Consider the following 21162-nt stretch of genomic DNA (forward strand, 5'->3'; position numbering starts at 1 on the left):
CTTCCGACCCCTTACAGCTTCATCAGGCTGGCGTCGTCGACCGAGGCCGAGTGGCGGGCACGGAACAGGGACACGATGATCGCGAGCCCGACCACGACCTCGGCGGCGGCGACGACCATCGTGAAGAAGGCGATGATCTGCCCGTCGAGGTTGCCGTGCATCCGGGAGAAGGCGACGAAGGCGAGGTTGCAGGCGTTGAGCATGAGCTCGATGCACATGAACACGACGATCGCGTTGCGCCTGATGAGCACGCCGGTGGCGCCGATCGTGAACAACAGGGCCGCGAGGTAGAGGTAGTTGACGGGGTTCACTTCGACGCCTCCTCGGACCGCTGGAACTTCGCCGGCCCGACCGCCCTGCGCTCGAGACGCTCCTCGGACCGCTGCTCCAGGGCCTTGAGGTCGTTGAGCGCCTCCCTCGACACGTCGCGGATCTGGCCGCGCTCGCGCAGGGTCTTGCTGACGGTGAGGTCGGACGGGGTGCCGTCGGGCAGCAGGCCCGCGATGTCGACCGCGTTGTGCCGGGCGTAGACACCGGGCGCCGGCAGCGGCGGCAGCTGCTTGCCCTCGCGCACGCGCTCCTCGGCGAGCTCCCGCTGCGTCTTGGCGCGCTCGGTGCGCTCGCGGTGGGTGAGCACCATGGCGCCGACGGCGGCCGTGATGAGCAGGGCGCCGGTGATCTCGAACGCGAAGACGTACTTGGTGAAGAGGAGGGCGGCGAGGCCCTCCACATTGCCCCCGGCGTTCGCCTGGCCGATGCCGTTGAACTCCGTCAGGGACGCGTGACCGATCCCGGCGATCAGCAGGACGCCGAAACCGAGACCGCACAGCAGGGCCAGCCAGCGCTGGCCCTTGATGGTCTCCTTCAGGGAGTCCGCCGCGGTGACGCCGACGAGCATCACCACGAAGAGGAACAGCATCATGATCGCGCCGGTGTAGACGATGATCTGGACGACGCCCAGGAAGTAGGCGCCGTTGGCGAGGTAGAACACCGCCAGGATGATCATGGTGCCGGCGAGGCAGAGCGCGCTGTGCACGGCCCTCTTCATGAGGATGGTGCCCAGGGCGCCCAGCACCGCGACGGTGCCGAGGATCCAGAACTGGAAGGCCTCTCCGGTGGAGGTGGAGTAGGCGGCGAGCTGGGTGGTCATCGGCCGATCACCTTCTCCGAGGCGGGTTCCGTCCCGCCGGAGGTCGAGTCGGCCTCCTGCACAACCTCGCCCTTGGAGTGGGCGACCTGCTGCTCGGTGCCGGGCGCCGCCTCCGTCACCAGGCCCCGGTAGTAGTCCTGCTCGTCCGTGCCGGGGTAGATGGCGTGGGGCGAGTCGACCATGCCCTCCTCCAGACCGGCGAGCAGCTGCTCCTTGGTGTAGATGAGGTTGGCCCGGCTGGAGTCGGCCAGCTCGAACTCGTTGGTCATCGTGAGGGCGCGCGTGGGGCAGGCCTCGATGCACAGCCCGCACAGGATGCAGCGGGCGTAGTTGATCTGGTAGACCCGGCCATACCGCTCGCCCGGCGAGTAGCGCTCCTCGTCGGTGTTGTCCGCGCCCTCCACGTAGATGGCGTCGGCGGGGCAGGCCCAGGCGCACAGTTCGCAGCCGACGCACTTCTCCAGGCCGTCCGGATGGCGGTTGAGCTGGTGCCGTCCGTGGAAGCGCGGAGCCGTGGTCTTCTGCTGCTCCGGGTACTGCTCGGTCAGCCGCTTCTTGAACATGGCCTTGAAGGTCACGCCGAAGCCGGCCACGGGGTTCTGGAAACCGGGCTTGGTGTCCTTGGGTTCCTCAGCCTTCGAACGCTCGAGTTCCTCAGCCATCGGACGCCTCCTTTCCATCCGTAGTTCCGCCCAGAGATTCGTCACTCTGAGTATCGGGCCCACCACTGACAATCAGCTCCCGCTCGCGGCGCGAGCGGCGCGGGACCGGCGGAAGTTCCTGTCCGGGCAGGGGCGGTACGGGGAACCCGCCCGCCATCGGGTCGAAGGCGGCCGGGGTGTCGGCCGGCTGTTCGGCCTTCTTGGCCTTCTCGCGGAACATGTCGGCGACGAAGGAGAGCAGCAGCAGGGCGAGGACGCCGCCGCCCACGTAGAGGGCGATGTCGGCGAAGTCGTAGCCCTCGTTGCGGAAGGCCCGCACGCTCGCGACGAGCATCAGCCACACCAGCGAGACCGGGATGAGGACCTTCCAGCCGAGCTTCATCAGCTGGTCGTAGCGGACGCGCGGGAGGGTGCCGCGGATCCAGATGAACATGAACAGCAGCAGCTGGACCTTGACCGTGAACCACAGCAGCGGCCACCAGCCGTGGTTGGCGCCCTCCCAGAAGGTGCTGATCGGCCAGGGGGCCCGCCAGCCGCCGAGGAAGAGCGTGGTGGCGACGGCCGAGACGGTCACCATGTTGACGTACTCGGCGAGCATGAACATCGCGAACTTGATCGACGAGTACTCGGTGTTGAAGCCGCCGACCAGGTCGCCCTCGGACTCCGGCATGTCGAAGGGGGCGCGGTTGGTCTCGCCGACCATCGTGACGATGTAGATGATGAAGGAGACCGGCAGCAGCACGATGTACCAGCGGTCGGCCTGCTGCTCGACGATCGTCGAGGTCGACATGGACCCCGAGTAGAGGAAGACGGAGGCGAACGCGGCGCCCATCGCGATCTCGTAGGAGATCATCTGCGCGCACGAGCGCAGGCCGCCCAGCAGCGGGTACGTCGAGCCGGAGCTCCAGCCCGCCAGCACGATGCCGTAGATGCCGACGGAGGCGACCGCGAGGATGTAGAGCATCGCGATCGGCAGGTCGGTGAGCTGCATCGTGGTGCGCTGGCCGAAGATCGAGATCTCGTTGCCGGCCGGGCCGAAGGGGATCACCGCGATCGCCATGAAGGCCGGGATGGCCGCGATGACCGGCGCGAGGACGTAGACCGCCTTGTCCGCGCGCTTGACGATCACGTCCTCCTTCAGCATCAGTTTGATGCCGTCGGCGAGCGACTGGAGCATGCCCCAGGGGCCGTGCCGGTTGGGGCCGATGCGCAGCTGCATCCAGGCGACGACCTTGCGCTCCATCACGATGGAGACCAGCACGGTCACCATCAGGAAGGCGAAGCAGAACACCGCCTTGATGACGACCAGCCACCAGGGGTCGGTGCCGAACATCGAGAGGTCTTCAGCGGCGAGGTACGGGCTCATGCCTCCACCTCCTTGGGGGCCTCGGAGGCGAGCGTCGCCGGGCCGATGCGGACGAGGGAGCCGGGCCGCGCCCCGGTGTCGGAGGCGACGCCGCCGCCGGTGGAGTTCAGCGGCAGCCACACCACCCGGTCGGGCATGTCACTGATCTGGAGCGGGAGTTCCACGACCCCCTGGGGGCCGGTCACCGCGAGCAGGTCGCCGTCCTTGACGCCCGCCTCGGCGGCCGTCGGGGCCGACACCCGCGCGCGTGCGGCGTGCCGGGTTCCGGCGAGGGCCTCGTCGCCCTGCTGGAGGAGGCCCTGGTCGAGCAGCAGCCGGTGCCCCGCGAGGACCGCTTCCCCGACGGCGGGCCGCGGCAGCGCGGCCGCGGTCTCCAGGGGCTCACCGGCGCGCGGTCCGTCCCAGGCGCCGAGCCGGTCGATCTCGCCGCGCACGGCGCGCAGATCCGGCAGTCCGAGGTGGACGTCCATGGCGTCGGCCAGCATCTGGAGCACGCGCGCGTCGGTGGGCGCGGAGCTGCGGGTCATCTGGTCGGGCTTGAGCGCGGCCTCGAAGAAGCGGACCCGCCCTTCCCAGTTGAGGAAGGCGCCGGCCTTCTCGGCGACCGCGGCCACGGGCAGGACGACGGCGGCCTTGCGGGTGATCTCGCTGGGCCGCAGTTCGAGCGAGACCAGGAAGCCGACCTCGTCGAGTGCCGCACGCGCGCGTGCCGGGTCGGGCAGGTCGGCGATCTCCACGCCCGCCACCAGCAGGGCCTGGAGCTCGCCGGTCGCGGCGGCCTCCACGATCTGGCCGGTGTCACGGCCGTAGCGGTGCGGGAGACCCGCGACGCCCCAGACGCCGGCGACCTCGTCACGCGCGCGGGGGTCGGTGGCCGGGCGCCCGCCCGGCAGCAGCGACGGCAGCGCGCCCGCCTCGATCGCACCGCGTTCCCCGGCCCGGCGCGGGATCCACACCAGTTGGGCGCCGGTCGCGGAGGCCGTGCGCGCGGCGGCGGTGAGCCCGCCGGCCACCGCGGCCAGCCGCTCGCCGACGACGATCACCGCGCCCTCGGCGCGCAGCGCCTCGGCGGCGAGCGCACCGTCGTCCTCCAGGCCGCCGCCGCTCGCGAGCGCGTCCAGCCACTCGGTCTCGGTGCCCGGAGCCGCCGGCAGCAGCGTGCCACCGGCCTTCTCCAGACCGCGCGTGGCGTGTGTGGCCAGGGAGTAGACCTTCTGCCCGTGTCCCCGCCAGGCCTTGCGCAGCCGCAGGAAGACGCCGGGGGCCTCCTCCTCCGCCTCGAACCCGACGAGCAGGACGGCGGGTGCCTTCTCCAGCGCGGTGTACGTGACGCCCGTGCCGTCGAGGTCCCGGCCGCGCCCGGCGATCTCGGCGGCGAGGAAGTCGGCCTCCTCACTGCTGTGCACGCGCGCACGGAAGTCGATGTCGTTGGTGTCGAGCGCCACGCGCGCGAACTTGCTGTACGCGTAGGCGTCCTCGACGGTGAGGCGGCCGCCGGTCAGGACTCCGGTGCGGCCCCGGGAGGCCAGCAGCCCCTGGGCCGCGATCTGGAGCGCCTCCGGCCAGGAGGCCGGTTCCAGCTCGCCCTCGGCGTTGCGCACCAGCGGCGTCTGAAGCCGGTCGTGCTGCTGCGCGTACCGGAACCCGAACCGCCCCTTGTCGCAGATCCACTCCTCGTTGACCTCGGGGTCGTCGGCGGCGAGGCGCCGCATGACCTTGCCGCGCCGGTGGTCGGTGCGCGTGGCGCAGCCGCCGGAGCAGTGCTCGCACACCGACGGGGAGGAGACCAGGTCGAAGGGGCGGGAGCGGAATCGGTACGCCGCCGAGGTCAGCGCGCCGACCGGGCAGATCTGGATGGTGTTGCCGGAGAAGTACGACTCGAACGGGTCGCCCTCGCCGGTGCCGACCTGCTGGAGCGCGCCCCGCTCGATCAGCTCGATCATCGGGTCGCCCGCGACCTGGTTGGAGAACCTGGTGCAGCGGGCGCACAGTACGCACCGCTCGCGGTCGAGCAGCACCTGCGTGGAGATCGGGACGGGCTTCTCGTAGGTCCGCTTGCGGCCCTCGAAGCGGGAGTCGGCAGCGCCGTGCGACATGGCCTGGTTCTGCAGCGGGCACTCGCCGCCCTTGTCGCAGACCGGGCAGTCCAGCGGGTGGTTGATGAGCAGGAGCTCCATCACACCCTTCTGGGCCTTCTCCGCGACCGGGGAGGTGAGGTGGGTCTTGACCACCATCCCGTCGGTGCAGGTGATGGTGCAGGACGCCATGGGCTTGCGCTGGCCCTCGACCTCGACGATGCACTGGCGGCAGGCGCCGGCCGGGTCGAGCAGGGGGTGGTCGCAGAACCGGGGGATCTCGATGCCGAGCTGTTCGGCGGCCCGGATGACCAGGGTGCCCTTGGGCACACTGATCTCCGCGCCGTCGATCGTCAGCGACACGAGGTCCTCCGGCGGGACCGCCGCTTCTCCCCCGCCGGAGGGAGAGCTGGTGGTCACGGTCATGCGTTCACCTCCGTGCGGTCGGCCCAGGCCGTCGACTTGGCCGGGTCGAAGGGACAGCCCCGGCCCGTGATGTGCTGCTCGTACTCCTCGCGGAAGTACTTGAGCGAGGAGAAGATCGGCGAGGCGGCGCCGTCGCCGAGGGCGCAGAAGGACTTGCCGTTGATGTTGTCGGCGATGTCGTTCAGCTTGTCGAGGTCGGACATCCGTCCCTTGCCTGCCTCGATGTCGCGCAGCAACTGCACGAGCCAGTAAGTCCCTTCGCGGCAGGGCGTGCACTTGCCGCAGGACTCGTGGGCGTAGAACTCCGTCCAGCGGGTGACGGCACGGACCACGCAGGTCGTCTCGTCGAAGCACTGGAGGGCCTTGGTGCCGAGCATGGAACCCGCGGCGCCCACCCCTTCGTAGTCGAGGGGGACGTCGAGGTGCTCGTCGGTGAACATCGGGGTCGAGGAGCCGCCCGGCGTCCAGAACTTGAGGCGGTGCCCGGGGCGCATCCCGCCGCTCATGTCGAGGAGCTGGCGGAGCGTGATCCCGAGCGGTGCCTCGTACTGGCCGGGGCCGGCGACATGGCCGGAGAGGGAGTAGAGCGTGAAGCCGGGCGACTTCTCACTCCCCATCGACCGGAACCACTCCTTGCCCCGCTGCATGATCGCGGGAACCGACGCGATCGATTCGACGTTGTTCACCACAGTCGGGCACGCATAGAGGCCCGCGACGGCAGGGAAGGGGGGACGAAGCCGCGGCTGGCCCCGGCGGCCTTCGAGCGAGTCGAGCAGTGCGGTCTCCTCGCCGCAGATATACGCGCCCGCGCCCGCGTGCACGGTGATGTCGAGGTCGAGTCCGCTGCCCTGGATGTTCTCGCCGAGGAAGCCGGCCTCGTACGCCTCGCGCACGGCCGAGTGCAACCGCCGCAGCACCGGGACGACTTCACCACGCAGATAGATGAAGGCATGCGACGACCTGATGGCGTAGCACGCGATGATCATGCCCTCGATGAGGCTGTGCGGGTTCGCGAAGAGGAGCGGGATGTCCTTGCACGTCCCCGGCTCCGACTCGTCGGCGTTGACAACAAGATAGTGCGGCTTGCCGTCCCCCTGCGGGATGAACTGCCACTTCATGCCGGTGGGGAAGCCCGCGCCGCCGCGGCCGCGCAGACCGGATTCCTTGACGTACGCGATCACGTCATCCGGCGTCATGGCGAGCGCCTTGCGCAGCCCCTCGTAGCCGTCGTGCCTGCGGTACACGTCCAGCGTCCAGGACTTGTCCTCGTCCCAGAAGGCCGACAGCACCGGTGCGAGCAGCTTCTCGGGGCTGGTGTCCTTCAACTCGGGTGCCAAGGTCATCACTCCCCCTCCTCGGCGGTGGGCCCGGCCGGGTGGGCCGGGTCGGAGGCCGATGTGTCCTGCGGCGCGTCGTGCGAGCTCAGGTGCTCGGTCGGTGACGGCTCGTGCGGTGCCCCGGTCCGGGCCGCCTCACCGCGCGGGTGCACCACGCGGGCGGGCGAGGCCTCCCCCTTGGCGAGCTTCAGGCCGATCAGGGAGGCGGGTCCCGCGCTTCCGCCGGACTCCACGGCGCCGTCCCGCTCGTCGGGGAAGCCGGCCAGGATCCGGGCGGTCTCCTTGAAGGTGCACATGCGCGCCCCGCGGGTGGGCGTGACCGGCCGTCCCGCGCGCAGGTCGTCGACGAGGCTCTTGGCGCTGGCCGGGGTCTGGTTGTCGAAGAACTCCCAGTTGACCATCACGACCGGCGCGAAGTCGCAGGCCGCGTTGCACTCGATGTGCTCCAGCGTGACCTTGCCGTCGCCGGTGGTCTCGCCATTGCCGAGGCCCAGGTGCTCCTGGAGCTCCTCGAAGATCGCGTCCCCGCCCATGACGGCGCACAGGGTGTTGGTGCACACCCCCACCTGGTAGTCACCGCTCGGCCTGCGCCGGTACATCGTGTAGAAGGTGGCGACCGCGGTGACCTCGGCCGTGGTCAGGCCGAGCACGTCCGCGCAGAACCGCATGCCGGTGCGGGTGACGTGCCCCTCCTCGGCCTGCACGAGGTGCAGCAGCGGCAGCAGGGCGGACCGGGAGTCCGGGTAGCGGGCGATGATCTCCCGCGCGTCCGACTCCAGACGGGCCCGGACCTCGTCCGGGTAGGCGGGTGCGGGCAGTTCGGGCATGCCCAGGCTGACGCCCCGCTCGGAAGACGATGTGGTCACCGGTCGACGCCTCCCATCACGGGATCGATGGACGCGACGGCGACGATGACGTCGGCGACCTGGCCGCCCTCGCACATCGCCGCCATGGCCTGAAGGTTGGTGAAGGACGGGTCCCGGAAGTGGACCCGGTAGGGGCGGGTGCCGCCGTCGGACACGACGTGCACCCCGAGTTCGCCCTTGGGCGACTCGACCGCCGCGTACGCCTGTCCCGGCGGGACGCGGAAGCCCTCGGTGACCAGCTTGAAGTGGTGGATCAGGGCCTCCATGGAGGTGCCCATGATCTTCTTGATGTGGTCGAGGGAGTTGCCGAGGCCGTCGGGGCCCAGGGCGAGCTGGGCCGGCCAGGCGATCTTCTTGTCGGCGACCATGACCGGGCCGGGCTGGAGCCGGTCCAGGCACTGCTCGACGATCCGGAGGGACTGGCGCATCTCCTCCAGCCGGATGAGGAAGCGGCCGTAGGAGTCGCAGGTGTCGGCGGTCGGGATCTCGAAGTCGTAGGTCTCGTAGCCGCAGTAGGGCTGCGCCTTGCGCAGGTCGTGCGGCAGGCCGGTGGAGCGCAGGACCGGGCCCGTCGCGCCGAGGGCCATGCAGCCGGCCAGGTCGAGGTAGCCGACGTCCTGCATACGGGCCTTGAAGATGGGGTTCCCGGTGGCGAGCTTGTCGTACTCCGGGAGGTTCTTCTTCATCTTCTTCACGAACTCGCGGATCTGGTCCACCGCGCCGGGCGGCAGGTCCTGGGCGAGTCCGCCGGGGCGGATGTACGCGTGGTTCATCCGCAGGCCGGTGATCAGCTCGTAGATATCGAGAATGAGTTCACGATCACGAAAGCCGTAGATCATGATCGTGGTCGCGCCGAGCTCCATGCCGCCTGTGGCGATGCACACCAGGTGCGAGGAGAGCCGGTTCAGCTCCATCAGGAGCACGCGGATGATCGAGGCGCGGTCCGGGATCTGGTCCTCGATGCCGAGGAGCTTCTCGACGCCGAGGCAGTACGCCGTCTCGTTGAAGAACGGCGTCAGGTAGTCCATGCGCGTCACGAACGTGGTGCCCTGGGTCCACGTGCGGTACTCGAGGTTCTTCTCGATGCCGGTGTGCAGATAACCGATTCCGCAGCGGGCCTCGGTGACGGTCTCGCCGTCGATCTCCAGGATCAGGCGGAGCACACCGTGGGTGGACGGGTGCTGCGGGCCCATGTTGACGACGATGCGCTCGTCGTCGGCGCGGGCCGCGGACTGGACGACCTCGTCCCAGTCGCCGCCGGTGACGGTGTAGACGGTGCCCTCGGTGGTCTCCCGGGGGGAGGCGTGCGATGTGCTCATGAGTACGACCTCCGCTGGTCCGGAGCCGGGATCTGGGCGCCCTTGTATTCGACGGGGATGCCGCCGAGGGGGTAGTCCTTGCGCTGCGGGAAGCCCTGCCAGTCGTCCGGCATCATGATCCGTGTCAGGGCCGGGTGACCGTCGAAGACGATTCCGAAGAAGTCGTACGTCTCGCGCTCGTGCCAGTCGTTCGTCGGGTAGACCTCGAACAGCGACGGGATGTGCGGGTCGCTGTCGGGGGCGCTGACCTCCAGGCGGATCACCCGGTTGTGGGTGATCGACCGCAGGTGGTAGACGGCGTGCAGCTCGCGGCCCTTGTCGTTCGGGTAGTGCACGCCGCTGACGCCCGTGCACAGCTCGAAGCGCAGGGCCGGGTCGTCGCGCAGGGTGCGGGCGACGCGGACGAGGTGCTCGCGCTCGATGTGGAAGGTCAGCTCGTCGCGGTCGACGACCGTCTTCTCGATGGCGTTGCCGGGGACCAGGTCCTGCTCCTCCAGCGCGCCTTCCAGCTCGTCGGCGACCTCGTCGAACCATCCGCCGTAGGGGCGGCTCGCCGGTCCCGGGAGCCGGACCGAGCGGACCAGGCCGCCGTAGCCGGAGGTGTCGCCGCCGTTGTCGGCGCCGAACATGCCGCGCTGGACGCGGATCTCCTCACCGCCCTGGCCGCGCTGGCCCGGGAGGTTCTCCGCGGAGAGGTCCTTCTCGGGATTGACACCGTTGCCGTTCGCGTCGCTCACCGCAGCAGCCCCTTCATCTCGATCGTGGGCAGGGCCTTGAGCGCCGCCTCCTCCGCCTCGCGGGCCGCCTCCTCGGCATTCACGCCGAGCTTGGAGCTCTGGATCTTCTGGTGGAGCTTGAGGATCGCGTCCATGAGCATCTCCGGCCGGGGCGGACAACCGGGGAGGTAGATGTCGACCGGCACGATGTGGTCGACGCCCTGGACGATGGCGTAGTTGTTGAACATGCCGCCGGACGAGGCGCAGACCCCCATGGAGATCACCCACTTGGGGTTCGGCATCTGGTCGTAGACCTGCCGGAGCACCGGCGCCATCTTCTGGCTCACCCGGCCGGCGACGATCATCAGGTCCGCCTGGCGCGGCGAGCCGCGGAAGACCTCCATGCCGAAGCGCGCCAGGTCGTAGCGGCCCGCGCCGGTGGTCATCATCTCGATGGCACAGCAGGCGAGGCCGAACGTGGCCGGAAAGACGGACGACTTGCGCACCCAGCCCGCGGCCTGCTCGACGGTGGTCAGCAGGAAGCCGCTCGGCAGCTTTTCTTCGAGTCCCATGACGTGTGGCCCCTCAGTCCCATTCCAGGCCGCCGCGCCGCCATACGTACGCGTACGCGACGAAGACGGTGAGCACGAAGAGCAGCATCTCCACGAGCCCGAAGATCCCCAGGGCGTCGAAGGTGACGGCCCAGGGGTAGAGGAAGACGATCTCGATATCGAAAATGATGAAGAGCATCGCCGTCAGGTAGTACTTGATGGGGAAGCGCCCGCCGCCGGCCGGCGTGGGGGTCGGCTCGATACCGCACTCGTAGGCCTCGAGCTTGGCCCGGTTGTACCGCTTGGGCCCGATCAACGTGGCCATGACCACGGAGAAGATCGCAAAGCCTGCCCCGAGGGCTCCCAGTACGAGGATGGGCGCATAAGCGTTCACCGCTCCTCGCTCCTCTCAGTCGGCACTGACTGCTGGCGGTTTGCGTCGGGCTCACTTCCGCCCCACCTGTCCCTCGAACCCCGCCCGCCCCGGCGAAGATCGGGAACATGTGAAGCAGGTCACAAGCCCAACCGCGTGCATCTTATGCCCGACGCTCTGTGATCTGCGACACGGGGTATTACTCAACCTTTGTGATCTCTGCCACCTGACGATCGATCATGAAGTCGGATGAGCGGTGATCTTCACACGCGAAGCGTCCGAGTGATCACGAGAGGTGACATTTTGGCTCGTCAGTGCAGGCCGGAGGGGTCGTCTCAATATCAAGAGGGTTCCCTTGCATGCAAATTGGAGCTGAACTCGATCTCTTGATAGAGGCGCGTTCACACATCAGGGGGCATGCGAGGCGGAGTGTGGACGCGTGCACGCGTTCACGATCTTCGCGAGGTCGTGACTCCGCCGTGATCCACGCACCGGGACGCGACCGGCGGGGCGGCCGTTCCGTGACCTCCGTCACATGGATGAGAGATCCATGAGAACGGGGCTTGGCCAATCAACCCAACCGATGGTAGGCGCGGGGCAATTCGGGCGTATTGATCAAACACCGTGATCACAGGCCGATCACGGTGCGCCCGCAATGTCCGTTACGGCGTCAATAAAGGGGCCCGTTGGGGGGTTTTGAGGGCTCGGATGAACAACTGTGGCGCAGCACACGTTTCTTGAAGATATGAAGGAGCCCCTGGTACCGGTTATTCCCATGTCCCACACCGCTCACATACGCAGCCACCGGAAACCCCGCCGCAGCGCGACCTCATCGATCGCTCTGCGCGCCGGCGTTGCCGGTGGCGTTCTCAGCATGGCAGCGGCTGGTGCGTCGGCCTCGGCGAGCGCCGCCGAGCCGGTGACGCAGACCATCGAACTGCCCACCCTGACGGCCGACCTGTCCGCTCAGGTCGCCCAGTCCGCGGCCGCCACCCAGCAGGCCGCCGCGAACTACGAACTGCGCGCCGAGCGTGACGCCGCCGCCGCCAAGGCCGCGACGGAGGCCAAGAAGGACCTCGCCGAGGCGAAGAAGAAGGCGGAGGCCAAGAAGAAGGCCGCCGAGGCCGCCCGCAAGGCCGCCGCCGAGCGTGCCAACCGCAGCACCGAGCGCGCCACCCTGTCCGCCTCCGCGTCCACCTCGACGTCCGTGTCGGCGCCCGCCGGCGGCAGCGTCGCGACGGTCATCGCGTTCCTCAAGGCCCAGGTGGGCGACGCCTACGTCATGGGCGCCACCGGTCCCAACGCCTGGGACTGCTCCTCCCTCGTGCAGGCCGCGTACAAGCAGGTTGGTGTGGATCTGCCGCGCGTCTCGCAGGACCAGTCGATGGCCGGCACGGACGTGCCGCTGTCCAGCGTCCAGGTCGGCGACATCCTGTACTGGGGCGGTAAGGGCTCCGCGTACCACGTGGGTGTCTACATCGGCGACGGCCAGTACCTGGACGCGGCCAACCCGTCCAAGGGCGTCGTCATCCAGGACCTGTCGGGCTACCCGGCGTCGGGCGCGGTGCGCGTCCTCTGACGTCACGCGTCCTCTGACGCATCCGTTCGTTCGGGCTCGAGGGCCGTTGCCGCTGTGAGGCATCGGCCCTCCCGGCCTGTCCGGGGCCGTTCAGGCCCCGTCACCCTCCCGGCCCGCCCCCGGGCCGCCCCAGGGGCCGTCAGGGCCCTCCTGGGGGCCACCCGGCATCGCGACCCGCCCGTGCACTCCCGTCACTCCGACATCTCGCGCCCGAATTGTCACGGCCTGGCCGGATGTTGGCGCCGACGGTCCCGCGTGGCCGGACTGCTCCTGGGACCGGCCCGGGTGTTCTGTTGTGATGAGTGCCGAAGGGCGGGGCGGGCTCCCGACGCCGGAAGCCCGCTCTCCCGCCACCACGGCACCAACACAGGGAGACAACCGATGCCGAGCGTCTTCGTCCAGGGACGGCCCGTCGACTCGTACCCGCGGCTCGCGCCCGAGGCCCGCCGGGGGAAGGTCCGGCGCATCACCGAAGCCGGCGAGGAGGTCCTGCACAAGCCGTGCCGGGACGTCACCGAGTTCGGTCCGGACCTCGCCGCGCTCATCGCCGACATGTTCCTGACCATGTACACCGCGGACGGGGCCGGGCTCGCGGCGAACCAGGTCGGGGTCGGTGTGCGGGTGTTCGTGTACGACTGCCCCGACGACGACGGGGTGCGGCACGTCGGGCACATCGTCAACCCGGTCCTGGATCCGCCCGACGCGTCGCGCAGGAGGCTCCTCGACGAGGCGGAGGGCTGCCTCTCCGTGCCGGGCGCCACCATGGACGTGCCGCGTCCGGACCGGGCCGTGGTGCGCGGCGTCGACCGGGACGGCGAGCCGCTCGTGATCGAGGGCACCGGCTACTTCGCCCGCTGCCTCGCGCACGAGGCCGATCACTGCGACGGGCAGCTCTATCTGGACCGGCTCTCCGCACGGGAGCGGAAGGCCGCGCTGCGGCAGACGGCGGACCGGCGCGAGTCGGTGTACGCACGCCGGGCCGCCAACATCGCGGCGTTGAACGCCTGATCAGGCCTTCGGGGCCACCCTGCTCAGCCCGTTGATGATGCGGTCCATCGCGTCGCCGCCCGTCGGGTCGGTGAGGTTCGCGAGGAGCTTCAGGGTGAACTTCATCAGCATCGGGTGGGTGAGACCGCGCTGGGCGGCGATCTGCATGACCTTCGGGTTGCCGATGAGCTTCACGAAGGCGCGGCCGAGCGTGTAGTAGCCGCCGTAGGTGTCCTTCAGGACGCGCGGGTAACGCTGGAGGGCCAGTTCGCGGCTCGCGGGCGTCGGACGGGCGTGGGCCTGGACGATGACGTCGGCGGCGATCTGGCCGGACTCCATGGCGTAGGCGATGCCCTCGCCGTTGAAGGGGTTCACCAGGCCGCCGGCGTCACCGACGAGCAGCAGGCCCTTGGTGTAGTGCGGCTGGCGGTTGAAGGCCATGGGGAGCGCGGCGCCACGGATCGGGCCGGTCATGTTGTCGGGGGTGTACCCCCAGTCCTCCGGCATGGACGCGCACCAGGCCTTCAGGACCTCGCGCCAGTCCAGCTCCTTGAAGGAGTCGGAGGTGTTGAGCACGCCGAGGCCGACGTTCGACGTGCCGTCGCCCATGCCGAAGATCCAGCCGTAGCCGGGCAGCAGGCGGTCCTCGGCGCCGCGGCGGTCCCACAGCTCCAGCCAGGACTCCAGGTAGTCGTCCTCGTGGCGCGGGCTGGTGAAGTACGTGCGCACCGCCACGCCCATCGGGCGGTCCTCGCGGCGGTGCAGGCCCATCGCCAGCGACAGCCGGGTGGAGTTGCCGTCGGCGGCCACGACCAGCGGCGCGCGGAAGGTGACCTCGCGCTTCTCCTCACCGAGCTTGGCGTGCACCCCGGTGATGCGGCCCGTGCGCTCGTCGACGATCGGCGCGCCCACGTTGCACCGCTCGAAGAGCCGGGCTCCGGCCTTCTGGGCCTGCCGGGCGAGCTGCTCGTCGAAGTCGTCCCGCTTGCGGACGAGGCCGTAGTCGGGGAAGGAGGCGAGATCCGGCCAGTCGAGCTGGAGCCGCACCCCGCCGCCGATGATGCGCAGGCCCTTGTTGCGCAGCCAGCCGGCCTCTTCCGAGATGTCGATGCCCATCGCCACCAGCTGCTTGACGGCACGAGGGGTGAGGCCGTCGCCGCAGACCTTCTCGCGGGGGAACTCGGTCTTCTCCAGCAGGAGGACGTCGAGTCCGGCCTTGGCGAGGTGGTAGGCGGTGGTGGAGCCGGCCGGCCCCGCGCCCACGACGATCACATCGGCGGTGTTCTCGGAGAGGGGCTCGGTCACGACGGTCACGGCGGGATCTCCCCAAGTTCGTCAATCTTGCGTGCCGACCGGCACTGGACATGGGCAGTCTATGCAGCAGCATTCATCACCCGGCTGAAGGGCTGCCTTCGTGAACCGAGTTCTCCCCGCCGTGCGGCTTCGCGTCCCCACCCACGAGGACGCGTTCGCCTGGCACCGGATCTTCGACGATCCGGACGTCATGGAGTTCCAGGGCGGCAGGGCCGCGGAGCTCTCGGTCTACGAGGAGCTCACCGCCCGCCAGCGTCGGCACGACGCGGAGCTCGGCTTCTGCCTGTGGACCGTGCTCGACGGGTCGGGGCAGGTCATCGGCTTCACCGGCGCCCAGCCGTGGGAGCGGTCCTGGGGCCCGGCCGGCGAGATCGAGATCGGCTGGCGGCTGGGCCGGGAGCACTGGGGCAAGGGCTACGTCACCGCGGCCGCGCGGCAGACGCTGGAGCGGATGCGGGCGAGGGGCGTCCCGGGCGTCGTCGCGATGGTCGACGCGCGCAACAGCCGGTCCATCGCGGTGACACAGCGCCTGGGGATGCGCCTCGCCGAGACGTTCACGACCCCGGCCCCGCGGCGGGTGGGGCACTGCTACCGGCTCGACCTCCAGAGCGCTGACGCAACGTAGTCGACTGTCACGGAAAGACATCAGTCGCTTCCGGTCGGTACGGGGCGGGAGTTACCCTTCCCGTACCGCTGGGGGTGACATCTGTGCACATGTCCCGCAAGACACCCGAGGTGCGCGTACCGCGTCTGGTCGGCCTGATGGCCGTGGACGCGAGGGAGACGGCCCGGGCGCGGGGCCTCCTCCTCACCGCACCGGACCGGCCCGAGCTCCCTCTCGCCGTCGTCGACTACGTCGTACGCCAGTACCCGCAGCCCGGTGCCGAGGTGCCGCGGGACTCGATGGTCTACGTGTGGTTCGACTTCGGCCCCGGTGAGGGCGGCGGGGGCGTGCACGAACCGCGGATCCCGCGTCCGCCCAGGGGCGGTCTCCAGCGCGAGCTGGACGAGCCGGGCGACCCCTCCATGGTCCTCAGCTCGCCCTAGGACCGACTGGACCCGGCCTCACTCGGCCTTGAAGCCCCGGTGCAGGGCGACGATCCCGCCGCTCAGGTTGCGCCAGGCCACCCGCGACCAGCCGGCCTTGCCCAGCCGCTCCGCGAGGGCGGGCTGGTCGGGCCAGGCACGGATCGACTCGGCGAGGTAGACGTAGGCGTCGGGGCTGGAGGACACGGCCCGGGCGACCGGCGGCAGGGCGCGCATCAGGTACTCCGTGTACACCGTGCGGAACGGCGCCCACGTCGGGTGCGAGAACTCGCAGATCACGATCCGCCCGCCGGGCCGGGTCACCCGGAGCATCTCGCGCAGGCCCGCGTCCGTGTCCTGCACGTTGCGCAGCCCGAAGGAGATGGTGACGGCGTCGAAGGTGTCGTCCTTGAAGGGGAGCCGGGTCGCGTCGCCGGCGGTGTACGGCAGCCAGGGCTGCCGCTGCTTGCCGACCTGGAGCATGCCCTGGGAGAAGTCACAGGGGACGACGTAGGCGCCGGTGCGGGCGAAGGGCAGCGAGGAGGTGCCCGTGCCCGCCGCCAGGTCGAGGATCTTCTGCGCCGGGCGCGCGTCGACCGCCTTGGCGACCTCCTTGCGCCATCGCCGGTCCTGGCCGAGGGACAGCACGTCGTTGGTCAGGTCGTACCGTTCCGCCACGTCGTCGAACATCGAGGCGACTTCGTGCGGCTGCTTGTCCAGGGATGCGCGGGTCACGGGCCCATTCTTGCAGCACCCCCTCCGGGCAGGAGCCCCGGCCGCCTGCGCGCCGCGACGTCCTCCACCAGCCGCACAACAGCACGAACACCCACGGAGCCTTCGACGGGGCAGCCGTTGCCGCGTTTGCTGCGGCGACCGCGAGGAGCGCGGTTTTCCATGGCGGACTCGGAACGCATTCCCCGGACGGCAGGGCGCCTTATGTGCCCTAAACTCGGGTTTTTCGTGAGAGACCCATGAGAAACGACAGAGGCCGTCCTTTCTCTGGGAGTTCCCGGGGAGGCCCGCGGAACTCGCCGCGCACATCCGACCTCGTGAGACGTTTGCTGCCGGAAAACGTACCTCCTGTCCTACCCCCTGACCTCACGAGAACGGGAGCGCACGTCATGAGGAGTTACCGGAAACCGGCGGCGGCCGGGCTGGGCTGTCTGTTCGCCCTCGCCACCGCCGCATGCTCCGGGCAGGGCGACGCGGCACCCGCGGCCTCAGAGGCCCCCACGTCCACCACGTCCCCCACGGCGACGGCCGCGGCCGGCACCTCGTACGCCCCGTACCTCAGCGCGACCGAGGCCGCCGGCACCGACGCGGCCGGCTCCCCCACGGCGTACAACCTGGCGTTCGTCATCGCCGACGGCGACGACTGCACCCCGCGCTGGAACGGCACGCACGCCATCGGCGACGCGACGGTCGCGTCCCGGATCGCGAAGCTCAAGGAGGACGGCGGCCGGGTCCGGGTCTCCTTCGGCGGCGCCTCCGGCAAGGAACTCGCGGCGAACTGCGACAGCCCCGCGGAACTGGCGGCGGCGTACGGCAAGGCCCTGGACGCGGCCGGCACCACCCTCGCCGACTTCGACATCGAGGGCGACGAACTCTCCGACTCCGCCTCCATCGCCCTGCGTTCGAAGGCGATCGCGCAGCTGCAGAAGGAACGGACCGGCCTGGAGGTCTCGTTCACGCTCCCGGTGATGCCCTCGGGCCTGGACGAGGAGGGCCTGGCACTGCTCGGCTCCGCCAACGACAACGGCGTGCGAGTCTCCACCGTCAATCTCATGACGATGAACTACGGCTCCTCGTACGACGAGGACATGGGTGGCTACGCCCTCACGTCCGCCAAGGCCGCGCACACCCAGCTGAAGAAGGTCTTCGGCACCTCGGACGCGACCGCCTGGCAGGGCCTGGCGCTCACCTCGATGATCGGCGTCAACGACGTCGCGAACGAGACCTTCACGCTCGAGGACGCCGCCGAGGTGCGGGCGTTCGCCGAGGAGAAGGGCATCGCCTGGGTGTCGATGTGGGCGACGGCCCGGGACCGCCAGTGCGCGGACGGCTCCGATTCGGCCAAGGCTGCGACGGATTGCAGCGGGGTGACGCAAAGGGCGGGCGCGTTCGGGAAGGCGTTCGCGGGCTGAAACGGGGGGGGGAGGTAAGGGGTTCGCGGGCTGAAACGGGGGGCGGTACGCGGTTCGCGGGCTGAAACCGGGGGGCGGTCAGGGTTTCGCGGCTGAATCGAACGCCCGGGGTCAGCGGCCCCGGTACACCAGTCGGCCGGCCAGCACGGTCGCCACACAGGTCGCGGCGCCGCGCTCGCGCAGGGCCGACTCGTCGGGCACGTCGAACACGGCCAGGTCGGCCCGGCCACCGACGGTCAGCGGGCCGTAAACCGTGCCGGGGAGGTCGTACCCCTCGGCGAACGGGTCGAGGTCCGGCCGCTCCCCCAGCAGTGTGCCGGGAGCGCCCGTGGTCCCCACGACGGTCAGCCCGGACCGGGCGACGGCCGTGGCCACCATCGGATCGCGGAAGCGGGCGCCGGGTGCGGCGACCGCCGTCGTGCCGTGGCGCAGCATCCGCTGCACACCGCGCCGCACGCTGCCCGACCAGCGGGTCTCGGTGAGGTCGCCCAGGGCGGCCAACCGCTCGCCCCACAGGGGCTGTTCGCCCAGCTCGTCGGCTTCGCGCGGGTCGGGGTGGTAGCAGTGGCGCAGCAGCCACAGCGGATGCCACTGGCGCAGACCCGGGGTGAGCACGCCGGGCCAGCGCCGCACCCGCGCGCCGGGCGCGTCTTCGGCGACCTCGTCGTAGGGCCCGACGGCGGTGATCCGGTCGCCGTCGACCACCACGGCGCCGTCCACCACGGGCCCGTCCATGCCGGGGTCCACGCCCGCCGGGAGGACCAGCGGGGCGGCGTGAATCGTCAGCACGGCCGGGTCAGTTGGGCGCCAGCAGCTTCAGCTCGGGGTGAGCCGTGCCGCCCTCGATGGCCGTCGAGGAGATGTGCGAGACGACGCGGTCGTCGACCGGGTCGTTCGCCGGGTCGTCGTGGACGACGAGGTGCTCGTACGTGGTCGCGCGCTGGGCGGGCACCCGGCCGGCCTTCCGGATCAGATCGATGATCTCCATCCGGTTGGACCGGTGCTTGGCACCGGCCGACGACACCACGTTCTCCTCCAGCATGATCGAGCCGAGGTCGTCGGCGCCGTAGTGCAGGGAGAGCTGCCCGACCTCCTTGCCCGTGGTCAGCCACGAGCCCTGGATGTGGGCGATGTTGTCCATGAACAGCCGCGCGATGGCGATCATCCGCAGGTACTCGAAGAGCGTCGCCTGCGTGCGGCCCTTCAGGTGGTTGTTCTCGGGCTGGTAGGTGTACGGGATGAACGCGCGGAAGCCGCCCGTGCGGTCCTGGACCTCCCGGATCATGCGCAGGTGCTCGATGCGCTCGGCGTTGGTCTCGCCGGTGCCCATGAGCATGGTGGAGGTGGACTCCACGCCCAGGTTGTGCGCGATCTCCATGATCTCCAGCCAGCGCTCGCCGGACTCCTTCAGCGGGGCGATGGCCTTGCGGGGCCGCTCGGGCAGCAGTTCGGCACCGGCGCCGGCGAAGGAGTCGAGGCCGGCGGCGTGGATGCGCTGGATGGCCTCCTCCACGCTCACCTTGGAGATCCGGGCCATGTGCTCGACCTCGGACGCCCCCAGGCTGTGGATGACCAGCTGCGGGAACTCCTTCTTGATCGCCGCGAAGTGCTTCTCGTAGTACTCGACGCCGTAGTCCGGGTGGTGCCCGCCCTGGAACATGATCTGGGTGCCGCCCAGCTCGACGGTCTCCGCGCAGCGGCGCAGGATGTCGTCCAGGTCACGCGTCCAGCCCTTGTCCGTGGCCTTCGGCGGGGCGTAGAACGCGCAGAACTTGCACGCCGTGACGCACACGTTCGTGTAGTTGATGTTGCGCTCGATGATGTACGTCGCGATGTGCTCGGTCCCGGCGTACCGGCGGCGGCGTACGGCGTCGGCGGCGGCGCCCAGCGCGTGCAGCGGGGCGTCCCGGTACAGCACGAGTGCCTCGTCCGGGGTGATCCGCCCACCGGCGGCTGCACGGTCGAGGATGGGCTGAAGGTCGGCCTTCTCGGTCACCGGGCGTCCCTTTCGTAAGGGTTGTGGACGGACCAGCCCAGCGTACGCCAGGGGTTCGGCGGGCTGGACGTCAGGCCGTGCGGGCGGGGCCGGGGTGGTCGGGGGGCGCGGGGTGGTCGGCGGGCGCAGGGTGGTCGGAGGTCACGGGGTGGTCGGAGGTCACGGGGTGCCCGGGAGCCGCGGTGTACCCGGGAGCCACGGGGTATCCAGGGGTCGCGGGGGTCACGGGGTGCCCGGGGTACGGGGTGGGCGGCGGCGCCGGGGACGAGAGGCGCTGGGGCTTGTGACGCCGGGCGAGCCACAGCACGAGCGCGGCGTAGAGCAGGTCGGTGACCACGGCGGTGAGGGCCAGCGGCCAGGGCGCGTCGGCGGCGGTCTCGTCCGACGTCAGTCCGTCGACGACCGCGGCGGAGGCGCCGAAGGCCAGCAGGTTGTTCAGGACGTGCAGGGCGATCGCCGCTTCCAGCCCGCCGGTGCGGATCGTGAGGAGCCCCGCCACCAGGCCGTTCACCAGCAGACCGAGGAAGCCCCACCGGGTCCCCCAGCCGTGGGCGGCGGCGAACAGCACGGCCTGCGGAAGCACGGCGAACCACGGGGAGCGCACGAACGCCCCGACCGCCTGGGTCAGCCAGCCCCGGAACACGTACTCCTCGGCCGCGGCCTGCAGCGGCACGAGGACGGCCAGTACGGCCAGGGCCGTGAGGAAGGAACTCCACCCCACCCAGGTGTCGGACTCGCCCGAGTCGCCCGGCAGGAGGAACGCCGTCCCCGTGAGCAGGAGGATGGGCAGCAGCCCGGCCAGCAGACACCTCCCGAGCCAGCCGATCCGCAGTCGGCCGGTCACCGAGGAGACTGTGCCGGCGCGCCGTCTCGCCGGCCACAGTGTGGCCAGCAGCACCAGGGGCAGGGCTATCGCGAGGGACACCAGATCCATCGCCGTGTTCCCGAGCGGCCCTAAGTCGACGCCCCCGTCGGGCAGTTCCGGCGCGCCGAGCGCCGTGCCCAGACCGTAGGTGACGGCCAGCAGCACGAGCAGGAGGACGACGTAGGCGAAGCTCATCAGCACGGTGCCGACCAACGGCCGCCACCAGCGGTGACATCCGGTGGTGCGGTCCATGCGGTGGTACGGGTGAGGGGTGGGGTCCGGGAGCGGGCCGACGGGGTGCGCGGTCGGGTAGGCGGGGTAGGGCGATGCGTTTGTCATGATCAGCATCATGACAGCGCCGGTTGCGTGGATCACACGCCTTTCAGCGCACTCGCCCACCTCGCCCAGGA

Annotated in this window: 21 protein-coding genes; 5 read left to right on the forward strand and 16 right to left on the reverse strand. The window is 70.2% G+C overall.

The features are described from left to right. Positions 1-11: 11 nt before the first annotated feature. Genes nuoK through BJ965_RS15960 form a run of 11 tightly spaced genes read right to left on the reverse strand, consistent with a single transcriptional unit; the run spans position 12 to position 10862 of the window. Positions 12-311: an NADH-quinone oxidoreductase subunit NuoK gene (gene nuoK / locus BJ965_RS15910; RefSeq protein WP_003992252.1), complete on the reverse strand. Its 300-nt coding sequence runs from the start codon at positions 309-311 to the stop codon at positions 12-14. Beyond that, entirely contained in the window at positions 308-1150 is an 843-nt protein-coding gene (locus BJ965_RS15915; protein ID WP_184909207.1) for an NADH-quinone oxidoreductase subunit J, read from the reverse strand. The genes nuoK and BJ965_RS15915 overlap by 4 nt, the downstream gene beginning before the upstream one ends. Then, entirely contained in the window at positions 1147-1812 is a 666-nt protein-coding gene (nuoI, locus tag BJ965_RS15920) for an NADH-quinone oxidoreductase subunit NuoI (protein WP_142160724.1), read from the reverse strand. The genes BJ965_RS15915 and nuoI overlap by 4 nt, the downstream gene beginning before the upstream one ends. After that, a complete protein-coding gene (gene nuoH / locus BJ965_RS15925; protein ID WP_104785713.1) occupies positions 1805-3178 on the reverse strand; it encodes an NADH-quinone oxidoreductase subunit NuoH in 1374 nt (457 codons plus the stop codon). Before nuoH ends, nuoI begins: the two co-directional genes overlap by 8 nt. Next, on the reverse strand, positions 3175-5679 hold the full coding sequence (locus tag BJ965_RS15930) for an NADH-quinone oxidoreductase subunit G (protein ID WP_184909208.1): 2505 nt from the start codon (positions 5677-5679) through the stop codon (positions 3175-3177). The genes nuoH and BJ965_RS15930 overlap by 4 nt, the downstream gene beginning before the upstream one ends. Next, positions 5676-7022, reverse strand: coding sequence for an NADH-quinone oxidoreductase subunit NuoF (gene nuoF, locus BJ965_RS15935; RefSeq protein ID WP_221513138.1), 1347 nt, complete (start codon positions 7020-7022; stop codon positions 5676-5678). Before nuoF ends, BJ965_RS15930 begins: the two co-directional genes overlap by 4 nt. Continuing rightward, on the reverse strand, positions 7022-7882 hold the full coding sequence (gene nuoE / locus BJ965_RS15940; protein WP_184909212.1) for an NADH-quinone oxidoreductase subunit NuoE: 861 nt from the start codon (positions 7880-7882) through the stop codon (positions 7022-7024). The genes nuoF and nuoE overlap by 1 nt, the downstream gene beginning before the upstream one ends. Continuing rightward, the gene (locus tag BJ965_RS15945) at positions 7879-9201 is read right to left on the reverse strand and encodes an NADH-quinone oxidoreductase subunit D (protein WP_030839947.1); all 1323 of its coding nucleotides are present in this window, start codon (positions 9199-9201) and stop codon (positions 7879-7881) included. Before BJ965_RS15945 ends, nuoE begins: the two co-directional genes overlap by 4 nt. Beyond that, positions 9198-9938 (reverse strand): NADH-quinone oxidoreductase subunit C, encoded by a 741-nt coding sequence (locus BJ965_RS15950; RefSeq protein ID WP_184909214.1) that lies wholly within the window; start codon positions 9936-9938, stop codon positions 9198-9200. Before BJ965_RS15950 ends, BJ965_RS15945 begins: the two co-directional genes overlap by 4 nt. Beyond that, complete coding sequence (locus tag BJ965_RS15955) at positions 9935-10489, reverse strand: NuoB/complex I 20 kDa subunit family protein (protein WP_018528252.1); 555 nt, start codon at positions 10487-10489, stop codon at positions 9935-9937. Before BJ965_RS15955 ends, BJ965_RS15950 begins: the two co-directional genes overlap by 4 nt. A 13-nt stretch (positions 10490-10502) precedes the next feature. After that, positions 10503-10862, reverse strand: a complete 360-nt coding sequence (locus BJ965_RS15960; RefSeq protein WP_003974383.1) for an NADH-quinone oxidoreductase subunit A — start codon at positions 10860-10862, stop codon at positions 10503-10505. 724 nt (positions 10863-11586) lie between these two features. Between BJ965_RS15960 and BJ965_RS15965 the strand changes: the two genes are divergently transcribed. After that, entirely contained in the window at positions 11587-12420 is an 834-nt protein-coding gene (locus BJ965_RS15965; RefSeq protein ID WP_184917212.1) for a C40 family peptidase, read from the forward strand. Between the two features lie 381 nt (positions 12421-12801). After that, on the forward strand, positions 12802-13428 hold the full coding sequence (def, locus tag BJ965_RS15970) for a peptide deformylase (protein ID WP_184909216.1): 627 nt from the start codon (positions 12802-12804) through the stop codon (positions 13426-13428). Here def and BJ965_RS15975 read toward each other — a convergent pair whose 3' ends face one another. Continuing rightward, a complete protein-coding gene (locus BJ965_RS15975) occupies positions 13429-14721 on the reverse strand; it encodes a geranylgeranyl reductase family protein (protein ID WP_184909218.1) in 1293 nt (430 codons plus the stop codon). It lies immediately after the preceding gene. Between the two features lie 100 nt (positions 14722-14821). On the opposite strand from BJ965_RS15975, the gene BJ965_RS15980 reads away from it, so the two are divergent. After that, a complete protein-coding gene (locus tag BJ965_RS15980) occupies positions 14822-15346 on the forward strand; it encodes a GNAT family N-acetyltransferase (RefSeq protein WP_184909220.1) in 525 nt (174 codons plus the stop codon). A gap of 89 nt (positions 15347-15435) precedes the next feature. Then, positions 15436-15768, forward strand: coding sequence for a PASTA domain-containing protein (locus tag BJ965_RS15985; protein WP_184909222.1), 333 nt, complete (start codon positions 15436-15438; stop codon positions 15766-15768). Positions 15769-15786: 18 nt separating this feature from the next. Here BJ965_RS15985 and BJ965_RS15990 read toward each other — a convergent pair whose 3' ends face one another. After that, positions 15787-16482 carry a demethylmenaquinone methyltransferase gene (locus BJ965_RS15990; protein WP_031105539.1) on the reverse strand — a complete coding sequence of 232 codons (696 nt, stop codon included), beginning with the start codon at positions 16480-16482 and terminating at the stop codon, positions 15787-15789. A gap of 386 nt (positions 16483-16868) precedes the next feature. Between BJ965_RS15990 and BJ965_RS15995 the strand changes: the two genes are divergently transcribed. Further along, on the forward strand, positions 16869-17891 hold the full coding sequence (locus BJ965_RS15995; RefSeq protein ID WP_184909224.1) for a chitinase: 1023 nt from the start codon (positions 16869-16871) through the stop codon (positions 17889-17891). A 111-nt stretch (positions 17892-18002) separates the two neighbouring features. Here the strand turns inward: BJ965_RS15995 and BJ965_RS16000 are convergent, their stop codons facing one another. From BJ965_RS16000 to BJ965_RS16010, 3 genes are all read right to left on the reverse strand, one after another. Then, on the reverse strand, positions 18003-18680 hold the full coding sequence (locus tag BJ965_RS16000) for an imidazolonepropionase-like domain-containing protein (RefSeq protein WP_184909226.1): 678 nt from the start codon (positions 18678-18680) through the stop codon (positions 18003-18005). A 7-nt stretch (positions 18681-18687) separates the two neighbouring features. Next, entirely contained in the window at positions 18688-19887 is a 1200-nt protein-coding gene (gene mqnC, locus BJ965_RS16005; RefSeq protein ID WP_184909228.1) for a cyclic dehypoxanthinyl futalosine synthase, read from the reverse strand. 70 nt (positions 19888-19957) lie between these two features. Beyond that, entirely contained in the window at positions 19958-21091 is a 1134-nt protein-coding gene (locus BJ965_RS16010) for a CPBP family intramembrane glutamic endopeptidase (protein WP_246545908.1), read from the reverse strand. Between the last annotated feature and the right edge of the window lie 71 nt (positions 21092-21162).

The sequence above is a fragment of the Streptomyces luteogriseus genome, from assembly GCF_014205055.1.
In the GTDB taxonomy this organism is placed as follows: domain Bacteria; phylum Actinomycetota; class Actinomycetes; order Streptomycetales; family Streptomycetaceae; genus Streptomyces; species Streptomyces luteogriseus.

Coding starts and splice junctions, on each gene's coding strand:
- nuoH (WP_104785713.1), bottom strand. CDS start 3,178: ATGAGCCCGTACCTCGCCGCTGAAGACCTCTCGATGTTCGGCACCGAC.
- BJ965_RS16010 (WP_246545908.1), bottom strand. CDS start 21,091: ATGACAAACGCATCGCCCTACCCCGCCTACCCGACCGCGCACCCCGTC.
- BJ965_RS15995 (WP_184909224.1), top strand. CDS start 16,869: ATGAGGAGTTACCGGAAACCGGCGGCGGCCGGGCTGGGCTGTCTGTTC.
- BJ965_RS15985 (WP_184909222.1), top strand. CDS start 15,436: ATGTCCCGCAAGACACCCGAGGTGCGCGTACCGCGTCTGGTCGGCCTG.
- BJ965_RS15955 (WP_018528252.1), bottom strand. CDS start 10,489: ATGGGACTCGAAGAAAAGCTGCCGAGCGGCTTCCTGCTGACCACCGTC.
- nuoF (WP_221513138.1), bottom strand. CDS start 7,022: ATGACCTTGGCACCCGAGTTGAAGGACACCAGCCCCGAGAAGCTGCTC.
- def (WP_184909216.1), top strand. CDS start 12,802: ATGCCGAGCGTCTTCGTCCAGGGACGGCCCGTCGACTCGTACCCGCGG.
- BJ965_RS15915 (WP_184909207.1), bottom strand. CDS start 1,150: ATGACCACCCAGCTCGCCGCCTACTCCACCTCCACCGGAGAGGCCTTC.
- nuoI (WP_142160724.1), bottom strand. CDS start 1,812: ATGGCTGAGGAACTCGAGCGTTCGAAGGCTGAGGAACCCAAGGACACC.
- BJ965_RS15965 (WP_184917212.1), top strand. CDS start 11,587: ATGAAGGAGCCCCTGGTACCGGTTATTCCCATGTCCCACACCGCTCAC.
- BJ965_RS15945 (WP_030839947.1), bottom strand. CDS start 9,201: ATGAGCACATCGCACGCCTCCCCCCGGGAGACCACCGAGGGCACCGTC.
- BJ965_RS15930 (WP_184909208.1), bottom strand. CDS start 5,679: ATGACCGTGACCACCAGCTCTCCCTCCGGCGGGGGAGAAGCGGCGGTC.